Below are 12,070 nucleotides of genomic sequence, written 5' to 3'. Positions count from 1 at the left end.
TCAGGCGCGGGGGGTGAGGGCGAGGTCGAACTCCACGCCCACCTCGTCGCTCAGTTTCAGCGCGCCGAAGAGTGCCGAGTAGGGGCGGATCCCCCACCTGCTCTGCACCACCGTCGTCGATCCGCGCACTCGGTCACCGACGGATCGTCCGTCCAGCGTGACGGTGTGGGTGGCTCCGGAAATGGTGAGGTCGCCCTCGACGTGGAACACCTCCGCGGTGCCGTCCACCCGGGAGGACCGGAACGTGATCGTCGGATGCTCACGCGCGTTCAGGACCTTCTCTCGCAGATTGCGTACGATGTCCGCCCGGTCGGAGTCACTGAGCGGCTTGATGCCGCCGACGCCCTCCTTGACCTCGATCGACGCGACGTCGACCTCAACCGTGACCGAGGAACCGGCGGGGTCGGCCACGACGGCCTCGCCGCGCCAGCGCGCGGGTTCGAGGGTGAGATCGTGGCCGGCCTTCGCGCCCAGACCCGCGCGGGTCGTCCTGATGAGGAGCCGCCCGGACTCCGGACCGATGGTGTAGCTGCCAGGCTCGATTCCCATGTCTTCAGCCTAGGTCGGCCCGCGTCGCCTCTCGTTGGGCCGAGAGCGAACCGGGCGGCGGGCCGCTGCGGGCGGTCAGCCGCCGCCGGTCTCCTCGGCCCGGGAGGACACGTACGCCCCCTCGCCGGCGAGGACGTAGACGAGGCCCTCGTCGCTGAGCTCCTGGATCGCCCCGCGCACGTCCTCGGGCCGCACGCCGTACCGCTCGCACAGGCTCGCCTCGGAAGGGAGCGGACGGTCCGGCTCGATCCGGCCGCTCAGGATCTCGTCGCGGAGGATGCCGGCGAGCTGCCGATGCACGGGCACGGGGCCCTCATGCTCGATCCTCGTGGCCACGACCGGTAGATGTCCCCACTCTCACCCTTTTCACCCCTCCCACAGCAAATATCCGGCAATATCCCCTTTCCTCCCGACCACGCGGCGGTAACCGGGCGCGTACGCCTCCACTCCACGAGCAGCGCCGCTCGATCGCCCCCGGGCCGGGACGCCCGCGCGGTCAGACGGGCGGCTCGACGGAGACACCGATCTGGGCGAGCAGTTCCACCTGGTCGAAATAGAGACGCAGGCTGACGATGAGCCGGTTCTCGACGGCGGCGAAGGAGCAGCAGCGCAACCGCAGAGGGCGTCCGGACGGGGGAATCACGTGTCCGCCCGGGGTCACGTAGGGCCCGTCGTGGGTGCCCACCATCACCAGTTCGTCGACCGCGAGATCGTCCTGCTCGGTCACGGTCTCCACCACGAGGCGGACGTCCGGGAACGCCTCCCAGAACTGCCAGACGAAGGAAGCGAGTTCCCCGTGCCCCTCGCACACTCCCTCGGGGCTGACCGCCACGCCGGCCGGACTGAACGTGGCCAGAAGCGCGTCCATGTCATGGGCGCTGAACGCGGCCGTGTACCGGTCCCGCACCTCCCTGGTCTCGGACATCCTGTCGCCTCCTTCGGACGCGCGGCCCTCACACCCGAGGGGTGAACTGGGACAGGTTGTAGATCCCGAGGGACTTCTCGATGCCGGCGACCTGGTTCACCACGCCGGTGAACCCGCTCGGGCCGAACCGGCGGTGCTCCTCGTCCTCGAAGATCTCGCCGACCTCCCTGAATCTCGCGGGCGGCACCACGTCCCGGAACGCCGGGAAGACGACGGTGTCCTCGCGCGCTTCGTGCGGCTCGTACATCCGGATGAACGCGGCCATGTCGGCGCGGAGGTCGCGAGGGCTCCGCGTCCCCGGCGTTCCGGCGGTGCCGGGTGTCGCCGCGGGGGACGACCCGCCGGTGGCGTCGATGATGCGGCCGGTGAGCACCCGCCCGCGCCGGTGCTGCAGGCGCAGGACGGCGACGGTGTCGGTGAGCTTCCCCGCCTTGACCAGGGGAGGGAAGACGTACTTCTCCTCCAGCTCCTCGTGGTATTGCTCGATGAAGCTCCGGATGAGCCGCGCGCCGGCGTTCAACTCGTGCGCCGGAACCGGCTGGCCGCCGTCGATGCGCCGGATTCCCTCCCGGTAGATGAGCAGGATCCGCTTGAGGACGCCGTGCTCGCGCATCAGGTCCTCCGGCGGCGTCACCGGCACCTGCGCCTCGGCGGGCGAGGCGCCGGGCGAACCGGGCGGCGCGATCACCGAGGGTGAGCCGGGCGCGCGGCCCTTCACCAGGTTCAGGTTTCCGGGCCCGCAGGCCGTCAGCGCGAGGCCGCCCGCCAGGGCCGCGGGCACCCGCAGCAGGTCGCGCCGGCGCATCTCCGGCGTACGGGACTCCCCCGAGCCGTCCCCACTCACCCTGCCATCGCCTCCCCCATCGTCCGGCGGTCCGCGCAGGTCAGGTCCTTCCCCGGACATCTGATCGGTTCGCCGACGGCCGGGTAATCCTTCGGCCACTCCTCGGTGCGCCCCTTGGCGATCTGATCAGAACCCCGCCGCCACCGACCTCCCTCGAGGAGATCCGGCAGGACACTCCCTCCCGGCACAGCGGAGCGTCCCAGGAAACGCGAGCGCCCGCCCCCGAGGGAGCGGGCGTGGAGCGGGTCGGCGGACGCGGGCGATTCAGGATCCCGCGGGACCCATATCCGCGAACACGTCGTTTCCATTGACCCAGGTGGATCGGAACCGCCCTATCCCTTGTAGTTGAAGACCTGCCGCAGGGTGTGCTCGACCTCGACGAGGTCCCGCTGGTCCTCCATCACCTGGTCGATCGGCTTGTACGCCTCAGGGTGCTCGTCGACCAGCGCCGTCGCCCGGTCGGCGTTCCAGGTGCGGCCGGCCATCGCCTCGGCGAGCGACTCCGCCGACAGCCTGCGCCGCGCCTCGGCCCGCGACATGCGGCGGCCCGCGCCGTGGGAGCAGGAGTTGTACGACGACGGGTTGCCGAGGCCGCGCACGATGTACGAGCGCGTACCCATCGAGCCGGGGATCACGCCGTGGTCGCCGGCGTCCGCCTTGATGGCGCCCTTCCGGGTGATCCACATGTCCTTGCCGTGGTGGCGCTCCTGCTGCGTGAAATTGTGGTGGCAGTTGATCGTTCGCACCCGCTCGCCCGTGCCGACGACGGAGAACAGCGCGTCGGAGAGCACCGTGTCCATCCGGGCGCGCGAGGCCATGGCGTACTGCTGAGCCCAGAGCATGTCGCGGATGTAGCCGGTGAACTCGGGGGTGCCCTGGACGAGGTAGGCCAGGTCCGGGTCCTCAAGCGTGATGAAGTAGCGCGCCATCAGCTTCTTGGCCTCGGCGATGTGCCGGGTCGCGAGCTGGTTGCCGATGCCGCGCGAGCCGGAGTGCAGCACCGTCCAGACCCGGTCGCGCTCATCCAGGCAGACCTCCACGAAGTGGTTGCCCGAGCCGAGGGTGCCGAACTGGCAGGCCGTGGTGTTCCGCTGCTTGGTCGAGAGCTCGGTGTGCGGGTGGCCGATCGCGTCGAGCGCGTCGTCGATCGCCGGATCATCGTGGCCCTTGCCGACGCCGGCCGGGATGCTCCGCTCGACGAGCGGCATCAGCGCGTCCAGGCTGTCGGGCAGGTCGGCGGCGGTGAGGGTCGTCTCGGTCGCGACCATGCCGCAGCCGATGTCGACGCCGACGGCGGAGGGGATGATCGCCCCCTGGGTTGGGATGACGGAGCCGACCGTGGCGCCGAGGCCGACGTGCGCGTCCGGCATCAGCGCGACGTGGCCGGGCACGAACGGGAGCCGGGCGGCGCGGGCCGCCTGCTCGATGGTGCCCTGTTCGATGTCGGTTGCCCACGAGAGCAGGTTCGGGGCGACCCGGTTCGGCATGGTTGCTCTCCTTTACGTCGCCGCCAAGTCTGCCCGGGACATGATGAAGAATCGACTCATTTGATCTCGTGTCGGGTCGGCACGGCGAGAGTCCGGAGCCGGCTTCTCGAAGCCGGCGGCGCGCGCCTCGAGATCGGCGGGGCGGGCCGTCGGCCCGGCCCGGCTCAGCAAGGCGAGATTGCGTTGGGCCAGGCTCAGCGCCCGCTGCGGCGTTGGCGGGCGGCCTCGTACAACGTCACGGTCGCCGCGCTGGCGGCGTTCAGGGAACTGGCCGAGCCGGCCATCGGGATGCGCGCCATGGTGTCGCACGCCTGCCGCCATCCCGCGCTCAGCCCGGTGGTCTCGTTACCGATGACCAGCAGGGTGGGGCCGGTCAGGTCCAGTTCGGCGACGTCGCAGCTGCCGTTCTCGTCGGTGCCCACCACCAGGAGCGGCAGGCCTTGGGCGCGCAGCTGTGCCACCCACGCGAGCACCTCTCGGTGTGAGGGGGACCGCACCACCGGCAGCGCCAGCAGCGACCCGGTGGAGGCCCGCACCGAACGAGGATCATAGGGGTCGGCGGCGTGCCCGGTGACGATCAGGCCCGTGCCGCCGAATGCGTCCAGTGAACGTGCCATCGTCCCGATGTTGCCGGGGTTGTTCGGCCGGTCGAACACCGCGCCCAGGAAAGACGGCCCCACGTGGATGCGGGACAGCTCATCGTCCGGCAGCTCGACCACCGCCACCAGCTCGGGCACGTCCTCGTCTTTGCCGCCCAGCTCCCGCAGCAGGTCGGGGGCCATGGCCACCCGCTCGCCGCCGGCCACCTTGAGCATCTGCGTGGCCCAGCTCGACAGCGGCCGCTCGGCGTCGTAGAGGAGCGCATGCACCGGCCAGCCGAACTCGACCGCCAGGCTGATCGGGCGCACGCCCTGGATCAGGAACTCCTTGGCCCGCTGCCGCTTGGTCCGGTTGCCCAGCAGGGCCTGCCACTGCTGGAAGCGCGCGTTCGCCCGCGTGATGCGCAACTGCGCCGATGCCGATTGCCCCCGATCAACCACGCTCTACAGAATAGGATCAGTTTCACCATGTGATGGCAAGCCATGCGTCGCCGGCAGACGTGGCCTTGGCTCCCATGAACGCCGAACGTTCCTGGCCCGAGCCACGCGGCGCGCGCCGCCGCCCCCTGCCGGGGAGCCCACGACCTCGCGTTTCTCCTGGTCAGGCGGCTGGCCATCAGAGTCACGGAGGCCCGGCTGAGGTGTGCCTCGCTGTGCGAGGGCTTGCTCGGCCACAACCGGGTCCGCCTACGGCTTATGCCGCGCACCGGGACACATCCCGAGATTCTGGAAGAAATCTAAACAAATCCGCTTTCGTCGGGAACTTCGCGGCGCGCTGGAACGACATGTCTCTATGGGGGGCTCTCATCGTCGGCGTACCAGCGACGGTCGCGCGGAGGGAGCGGCCGGATGTCGGACGCGAAGGGCATCGACATCCCGCGGGGACGACTGCCACCGGCCGTCGCCACGGCGCCCGCCGGCCCTTGGACCAACCTCGGCGTCGGCGCGCTTCCCCGCGCACCGGCGCCGGGCGAAACAATGAGGATCCGAATAGATGTCAGAGACGGAATTTCCCCTCGTGCAGTTCATGCGAGAGGGGATGGACCCGGTGCCCGAGCTCGCCCGCATCCGGGCCGAGCAGCCGGTCTATCCGCTGCCCATGCCGGACGGCTCCACGGTGTGGCTGGTCACCCGATATGAGGACGTGCGCGCCGTACTCGGCGACCACAACAGGTTCAGCAACGACTTCGGGAACGTCATCGCCGCCGGTTCCCAGCAGGACGACCCGGGCGGGCTCGGCTTCCGCGACCCGCCGGAGCACACCCGGCTGCGCCGCTTCCTGACCCCCGAGTTCACCGTACGGCGGCTGCGCCGGCTGGAGCCCCGGATCGAGGCCATCGTCACCGAGCGCCTCGACGCGATGGAGAAGGCCGGCACCCCGGCCGACCTGGTCCAGTCCTTCGCCCTGCCCATCCCCTCGCTCGTGGTGTGCGAGCTGCTGGGCGTGCCGTACGAGGAGCAGGCCGACTTCCTGCGCCTCAGCACCGGCCGGTTCGACTTCTCGGCCGGCCCCGAGGCGTCGTTGCAGGCGATCAACGACTCGATGACGTACCTGCGGAAGCTGGTCGCACGCGAGCGTGAGAACCCCGGTGACGGCCTGCTCGGCATGCTGATCCGCGACCACGGCGACGACATCAGCGACGAGGAGCTGGCCAGCCTCTCCGACGGGTTGCTGACCGGTGGCCACGACACCAGCACGAGCATGCTCGCCCTGGGCACCCTGTGGCTGCTGCAGCACCCCGAGCACCTCGCGCTCGTCCGGGACGGCGACGAGGAGCAGGTCGGCCGTGTGGTGGAGGAGCTGCTGCGCTACATGACCGTGGTGCAGGTCGCCTTCCCGCGCTTCGCCCGCGAGGACCTCGTCCTGGCCGGGCAGCCGATCGCGAAGGGCCAGATGGTCCTCTGCTCGCTGGCCGCCGCCAACCGCGACCCGCAGCTCGGACCGGACACGGAGACCGTCGTCCCGGAGCGCGACGCCTCGTCGCACCTCGCGTTCGGGCACGGCATCCACCGCTGCGTGGGCGCGCCGCTCGCGCGGATGGAGATGCGCATCGCCTACCCGGCGCTGCTGCGACGCTTCCCCGAGCTGCGCCTCGCCGTACCGGCCGAAGAGGTGGAGTTCCGGAAGATCGCGATCGTGTACGGGCTGGAGGCTCTGCCCGTGGAGTGGTGACCATCCCGGTTTCACCCCCGCATCGCGCCGTGAGGTGAGGACGCCGGGCCGGAGACTCCGGCCCGGCGTCCCGCCGCCCCGGTCAGGCGGCCTGTTCGGCGTCGAGCAGCGACATGGCGAGCTGGCCGCGGGCCCGCGCCACCCGGGAACGCACCGTGCCGACCGGGCACCCCATCAGCTCCGCCGCCTCGGCGTACGGCAGGCCCATGATCTGCGTGAGCACGAACGCGTCGCGGCGATCGCGCGGCACCTCGGTGAGGAGCGCGTCCAGCGCCACCGTGTCGTCCGGGGCGGGCAACCCGCCCGGCTGGGACCGTTCCGCCACGGCCCGCCAGTCGGGCACGTCGGCGATCACGGGCCGGGCGGCGGCCGAGCGGATCCGGTCGACGACGACCCGGCGGGCGATGGCGCGCAGCCAGGTTCGGGCGGAGGCTCGTCCGGCGAACCGGGGAAGGCTGCCGAGGACCCGCACGAACGTCTCCTGCGTGAGGTCCTCCGCCGACTGGGCGTCGGTCAGGTAGACGAGGAACCGCAGCACATCGGGATAGACGGCGCGGGTGAACGCCTCGACGTCCGCGGGAGCGCCCGCGCGGGCCGCGAGGGCGAGCACGGTCAGCCGCTCGTCGTCGGAGATCCGGTCCACGGCCGACCCGTCATGCGGCGTGCCGGCGACTCGGCCGCCGCTCGCGAGTTTCGCGGCCCTGCCGCCCGTGCGACCGGCGACGCGGGCATCGATCGTGCGTATCGGGGGTCGATCGCCGCTCCCACGATCCGGGACGGGGGCGTCGCTCGCGCGCTGGAGGGCTCGTGCCGGGGGCGATGCCGGCTCGTCGGGGGACACGTACGCAATCCTCGCAGTTGGGTACGTCGGTACGCAGATCGGCCCGTACTGTCCCCGGCCGGAGGGCCACGTCAATCCCCGGGCGGCCCGCCCAGAGGTGCGGGACACGAACGGGCAGCGGGGCCTACGCTCCGCCGGGCAGGGGCGCCAGCGGGCTGACCAGGCCGGAGGCGCGCAGGGCGGTCCAGAAGCCGGCGGGGATCTCCTCGTCGAGAGCGGCAAGGTCTTCGGCGATGCGGCCGGGCTTGGTGGCGCCCGCGACGACCGCCGTGGAGACGGGGTGGGCGAGGGAGAACTGGAGAGCCGCGGCCTTGATGCTCACGCCGTACTCGTCGGTGAGCTGCTTGAGCCGCCGGACCTTCTCCACGATCTCCGGCGGCGCGTCCTGGTACTCGAAGTGGGTACCGCCGGCGAGGACGCCGGAGCTGTAGGGACCGCCGACGACCATGCCGACGCCCTGCTCTTCGGCCATGGGCAGCAGCCGCTGCAGGGCGTGCTCGTGGTCGAGCAGCGTGTACCGGCCGGCCAGCAGGAACCCGTCGGGCCGCGGCTCGTCCAGGGCGAGCGTGAGCTCGATCGGCTCGGTGCGGTTGACGCCCAGCCCCCAGGCCTTGATGACCCCTTCGTCACGCAGCCTGGACAGCACCCGGAAGGCGCCCGTGCGGGCCTCTTCGAACTTCTGCAGCCAGACGTCGCCGTGGAAGTCCTGGGCGATGTCATGCACCCACAGAATGTCCAGACGGTCGACCCCCAGCCGCTCGAGACTGCCCTCGATGGAGCGCTCTGTGGCCTCGGCCGTCCATTCGTGGACGATCGTGTTGGGGCGCCCGTGCTCGAACAGGTTGCCCTTCTCTCCGAGGTCGCGGGACCCGCTTTCGACCTCGTCCAGGATGACGCGGCCGACCTTGGTGGAGAGCACGAACGAGTCCCGCGGCTTCTGGGACAGGAGTCCACCGAGCCGGATCTCGGAGAGGCCGGCGCCGTAGAGCGGGGCCGTGTCGTAGTAGCGGATGCCGTGATCCCAGGCGGCGTTCAGCGTGGCGGTCGCCTCGTCGTCCGGAACGGACCGGAACATGTTCCCCAGCGGCGCCGAACCGTATCCGATGCGTCCGGGAAGGATCTGATCGAGCTTCACAGCGATTTCCTTTCAGGGGCGCGTCAGCGGCCGGCCTGAGTGAAGCCAGACTCCAAGTCTACGGCTGGGTCCGTAGCCCGTCGAAGACCACGGCGAGCGCGCGGTCGCGCAGTCCGGGGTCCCAGCCTTGCTGCTGGGCGGCCAGGCAGGCCGCGCTGAGCAGTGCGAGCAGCTCCGGCATGCCCACGTCCGGCCGCACCGCGCCGGCGTGCTGTGCCCGGACCAGCAGCGTCTCGATCGGCCCGCGTAGGTCGGGGGACCCGGCTTTGGGATCCACGCCGGCGGCGCTGAGCGCGTCCACGAACACCTTCTTGGTCGTCGCGTGCTCCACGATCATGGCGAAGAACGTGAAGAACGCCCGGCCGGGGTCGCCGCCCTCGGCCAGCTCGGCCGCCCGCTCGGCCAGCCGCCGCGTCCGGTCGGCCACGATCGCCTGGTAGAGGGCTTCTTTGGTGGGGAACTGCCGGTAGATCGTGCCCACACCGACCCCGGCGAGCTCGGCGACGGCGCGCATCGACGCGGCCAGGCCGTCGCGGGCCAGCACCTCTTCGGCCGCCTCCAGCACTCGGGCCCTGTTGCGCTGGGCGTCCGCGCGCATGCCGCTCCTCCTCGTTGACAACCGGAACACGTGTTCCGTAACGCGCCCACCCGGAACACGCGTTCCGATTCTAGGAGGTTCACTGTGGAATACCGGAACTTGGGTCGCTCCGGACTGCGCGTCTCGCGCGCCTGCCTGGGCACCATGAACTTCGGCACCGCGAACGGCCTGGCCGCCACCGGCGAGGCCGAGGCCCGCCGCATCGTCGACGCCTTCCTGGACGCGGGCGGCACGCTCATCGACACCGCCGACCTCTACCACCGGGGCGAGACCGAGGAGATCGTGGGCCGGGCCGTCAAGGGGCGCCGCGACGCGGTCGTGCTGGCCACCAAGGGCGCGATGCCCACCGACCACGAGCCGCGCGGCCTGTCGCGCCGCCGGCTCACCGCCGCGCTGGACGCCAGCCTGCGCCGGCTCGGCACCGACTATGTGGACCTGTACCAGTGCCACCTGTGGGACGAAGGCACGCCGATCGAGGAGACCATGGCCACGCTGCACGACTTCGTGCGCGCCGGCAAGGTCCGCTACCTGGGCTGCTCGAACTTCACCGCCGCCCAGATCGTGCGGGCCCAGTGGGCGGCCGAGCGGGTGGGCGGCACGCCATTCGTCAGCCTGCAGCCGCAGTACTCACTGCTGGTACGGGTGATCGAGGAGGAGATCCTGGACGTCTGCCACCAGCTCGGGCTCGGCACGATCGCGTACGGCACGCTCGGCGGCGGCCTGCTCAGCGGCCGCTACCGCAGGGACGCCCAGCCCGACCCGGACAGCCGGATGGGTCGTCTACTGACCTCCTCCGCACCCGGTTCCCGCGGGTGGGCGGAATCGCTGCTCACGTCCCGGCACCTGGACATCGCCGAGGAGGTCGCCGCGGTCGCCGCCGGCCTGGGCGCCACGCCCGCCGACGTGGCCCTGGCCTGGGTGGCCGGGCGGCCCGGCGTCACGTCGGTCGTCCTCGGTCCGCGCTCCGCCGACCAGCTCACCGCCGCGCTCGCCTCCCTCGACCGCGCGCTTCCCCAGGAGGCCCGGTCCCGCCTCGACGAGATCTCCCACGAGCGCCGCGCGCCGTCGAACGGCACGTTCTTCCCACCGCCGCTCCACCGCCGCTCCACCGCCGGTGAGCCTGCCGCCGATGTGACGGCCGGATAATCGGATGCGGTCGGCGGACGGCCCGGGTTACCCTGTCCGCCATGTCGACGCCCCGCATTTCCTAGATCGAGGACCCGCTTCCACGCCACCCGTGTGTCCTCGATCTGTTCCGGAGCGTCATCCAATGATCACCGTTCGCGGTGTCGACCTGCGCGTCGGCGCCCGCCTCCTGCTGTCCGGTATCTCCTTCCACATCTCCCCCGGCGACCGCATCGGCCTGGTCGGCCGCAACGGCGCCGGCAAGACCACTCTGATGAACGTCCTGTCCGGGCAGGCCCGGCCGGCCGCCGGGACCGTCCTGCCTACCGGGACGGTCGGCTACCTGCCGCAGGACTCACGCGCGGCCGACCCGTCGATCACCGTCGCCGACCGCATCCTGTCCGCCCGCGGCCTGGACCGGGCCGTACGCGCCCTGCGCGCCGCCGAGACCGCGATGGCCGAGGCGACGAACCCGGCCGCGCAGGAGCGGGCGATGAACGCCTACGCCCGGGCGGAGGCCCGGTTCCAGGCCGGGGGCGGGTACGCGGCCGAGGCGGAGGCGGCCCGGGTCGCCGCCGGTCTCGGCCTGCCGCCGGGGGTGACCGACCGGCCGCTCGGCACCCTCTCCGGCGGCCAGCGGCGGCGGGTCGAGCTGGCCAGGATCCTGTTCGCCGATCACGGGACGCTGCTGCTCGACGAGCCGACCAACCACCTGGACGCCGACTCGGTGGCCTGGCTGCGTTCCTTCCTGCTCGACCACCGGGGCGGGCTGATGGTGATCAGCCACGACACGGGGCTGCTCGCGGACGTCGTCAACCGGGTCTTCCACCTCGACCCGCACCGGGCCGCGATCGACGTGTACAACACCGGCTGGGCCGCCCACCTCGCCCAGCGGGACGCCGACGACCGCCGCCGGGCCCGCGAGCGGGCGAACGCCGAGCGCAAGGCCGCCTCGCTGCACGCGCAGGCGGACAAGATGCGGGCGCACGTGGCGACGGCCGTCGCGGCGAAGAACATGACGCGCCGCGCCGACCGGATGCTGGCCACCCTGGAGCCGGTCCGGCGCGCGGAGAAGACGGCCCGCATCCGGCTGCCCGAGCCCGCCCCCTGCGGCCGGACGCCGCTCGGCGCGATCAGCCTGGCCAAGGCGTACGGCGGGCGGCCCGTCCTGACCGGCGTGGACCTGGCCGTGGACCGCGGATCCCGCCTGGTGATCCTCGGGCTGAACGGCGCGGGCAAGACGACGCTGCTGCGGATTCTCGCCGGGCACGACACGGCGGACAGCGGGCGGGTGGTGCACGGCCACGGCCTGCGCCTCGGCTACTTCGCCCAGGAGCACGACACCCTCGACACGGCACGGACCGTACGGGAGAACCTGGCGGCGGCGGCCCCGCACCTGAGCGACGGCGAGGCGCGCCGGGTGCTCGGCGCGTTCCTGTTCGGCGGGGACGACGCCGACAAGCCGGCCGCGGTCCTGTCCGGCGGTGAGAAGACCCGGCTGGCCCTGGCCGGGCTGGTCCACTCCGGCGCGAACGTGCTGCTGCTGGACGAGCCGACCAACAACCTCGACCCGGCTTCCCGGGACGAGGTTCTGGCGGCGGTCGGCGCCTATCCGGGCGCGATCGTCATGGTGACCCACGATGAGGGCGCCGTCCGGGCGCTGCGCCCCGAGCGCGTCCTGCTGCTCCCGGACGCCGACGAGGACCTGTGGAGCGACGACTACCTGGACCTGATCGCGCTCACCTGATCCGGTACGCACCCGGGGGCGGCGGGTGAGAACGCCGCCCCCGGGAG

Annotated in this window: 12 protein-coding genes; 3 read left to right on the top strand and 9 right to left on the bottom strand. The window is 71.9% G+C overall.

The features are described 5' to 3' along the window. The 6 genes from AWQ71_RS32430 to AWQ71_RS32405 all read right to left on the bottom strand — a co-directional run bounded on the left by AWQ71_RS32430 (nt 1) and on the right by AWQ71_RS32405 (nt 4,845). A complete protein-coding gene (locus AWQ71_RS32430) occupies nt 1–549 on the bottom strand; it encodes a YceI family protein (protein WP_067140576.1) in 549 nt (182 codons plus the stop codon). Between the two features lie 75 nt (nt 550–624). Further along, a complete protein-coding gene (locus tag AWQ71_RS32425) occupies nt 625–855 on the bottom strand; it encodes a winged helix-turn-helix domain-containing protein (protein WP_218002052.1) in 231 nt (76 codons plus the stop codon). A 190-nt stretch (nt 856–1,045) separates the two neighbouring features. Continuing rightward, the gene (locus AWQ71_RS32420; RefSeq protein ID WP_067140570.1) at nt 1,046–1,474 is read right to left on the bottom strand and encodes an ester cyclase; all 429 of its coding nucleotides are present in this window, start codon (nt 1,472–1,474) and stop codon (nt 1,046–1,048) included. 28 nt (nt 1,475–1,502) lie between these two features. Beyond that, nucleotides 1,503–2,318, bottom strand: a complete 816-nt coding sequence (locus AWQ71_RS32415; RefSeq protein WP_245658699.1) for a hemerythrin domain-containing protein — start codon at nt 2,316–2,318, stop codon at nt 1,503–1,505. A 332-nt stretch (nt 2,319–2,650) separates the two neighbouring features. Then, nucleotides 2,651–3,805: an RtcB family protein gene (locus AWQ71_RS32410; protein WP_067140565.1), complete on the bottom strand. Its 1,155-nt coding sequence runs from the start codon at nt 3,803–3,805 to the stop codon at nt 2,651–2,653. A gap of 194 nt (nt 3,806–3,999) precedes the next feature. Beyond that, a complete protein-coding gene (locus tag AWQ71_RS32405) occupies nt 4,000–4,845 on the bottom strand; it encodes a TrmH family RNA methyltransferase (RefSeq protein WP_245658697.1) in 846 nt (281 codons plus the stop codon). A gap of 553 nt (nt 4,846–5,398) precedes the next feature. Between AWQ71_RS32405 and AWQ71_RS32400 the strand changes: the two genes are divergently transcribed. Continuing rightward, nucleotides 5,399–6,577 (top strand): cytochrome P450, encoded by a 1,179-nt coding sequence (locus AWQ71_RS32400; RefSeq protein WP_067140560.1) that lies wholly within the window; start codon nt 5,399–5,401, stop codon nt 6,575–6,577. Between the two features lie 82 nt (nt 6,578–6,659). Here AWQ71_RS32400 and AWQ71_RS32395 read toward each other — a convergent pair whose 3' ends face one another. From AWQ71_RS32395 to AWQ71_RS32385, 3 genes are all read right to left on the bottom strand, one after another. Further along, nucleotides 6,660–7,220 carry a sigma-70 family RNA polymerase sigma factor gene (locus AWQ71_RS32395; protein ID WP_067140557.1) on the bottom strand — a complete coding sequence of 187 codons (561 nt, stop codon included), beginning with the start codon at nt 7,218–7,220 and terminating at the stop codon, nt 6,660–6,662. 322 nt (nt 7,221–7,542) lie between these two features. Beyond that, nucleotides 7,543–8,553: an aldo/keto reductase gene (locus AWQ71_RS32390; RefSeq protein ID WP_067140554.1), complete on the bottom strand. Its 1,011-nt coding sequence runs from the start codon at nt 8,551–8,553 to the stop codon at nt 7,543–7,545. Nucleotides 8,554–8,611: 58 nt separating this feature from the next. Beyond that, nucleotides 8,612–9,151, bottom strand: coding sequence for a TetR/AcrR family transcriptional regulator (locus tag AWQ71_RS32385; protein ID WP_067140550.1), 540 nt, complete (start codon nt 9,149–9,151; stop codon nt 8,612–8,614). An 84-nt stretch (nt 9,152–9,235) separates the two neighbouring features. Here AWQ71_RS32385 and AWQ71_RS32380 point away from each other — a divergent pair, with 84 nt between their 5' ends. Continuing rightward, complete coding sequence (locus tag AWQ71_RS32380) at nt 9,236–10,297, top strand: aldo/keto reductase (protein WP_067140547.1); 1,062 nt, start codon at nt 9,236–9,238, stop codon at nt 10,295–10,297. A 124-nt stretch (nt 10,298–10,421) separates the two neighbouring features. Continuing rightward, nucleotides 10,422–12,023, top strand: a complete 1,602-nt coding sequence (locus AWQ71_RS32375; RefSeq protein WP_067140544.1) for an ABC-F family ATP-binding cassette domain-containing protein — start codon at nt 10,422–10,424, stop codon at nt 12,021–12,023. The last annotated feature ends 47 nt before the right edge of the window (nt 12,024–12,070 follow it).

The organism is Microtetraspora malaysiensis, from assembly GCF_001528665.1.
GTDB lineage: Bacteria > Actinomycetota > Actinomycetes > Streptosporangiales > Streptosporangiaceae > Microtetraspora_A > Microtetraspora_A malaysiensis.
The sequence above is the reverse complement of the archived record's forward strand: the minus strand, read 5'-3'. Positions and strand labels throughout refer to the sequence as shown.

Coding starts and splice junctions, on each gene's coding strand:
- AWQ71_RS32430 (WP_067140576.1), bottom strand. CDS start 549: ATGGGAATCGAGCCTGGCAGCTACACCATCGGTCCGGAGTCCGGGCGG.
- AWQ71_RS32420 (WP_067140570.1), bottom strand. CDS start 1,474: ATGTCCGAGACCAGGGAGGTGCGGGACCGGTACACGGCCGCGTTCAGC.
- AWQ71_RS32410 (WP_067140565.1), bottom strand. CDS start 3,805: ATGCCGAACCGGGTCGCCCCGAACCTGCTCTCGTGGGCAACCGACATC.
- AWQ71_RS32400 (WP_067140560.1), top strand. CDS start 5,399: ATGTCAGAGACGGAATTTCCCCTCGTGCAGTTCATGCGAGAGGGGATG.
- AWQ71_RS32385 (WP_067140550.1), bottom strand. CDS start 9,151: ATGCGCGCGGACGCCCAGCGCAACAGGGCCCGAGTGCTGGAGGCGGCC.
- AWQ71_RS32375 (WP_067140544.1), top strand. CDS start 10,422: ATGATCACCGTTCGCGGTGTCGACCTGCGCGTCGGCGCCCGCCTCCTG.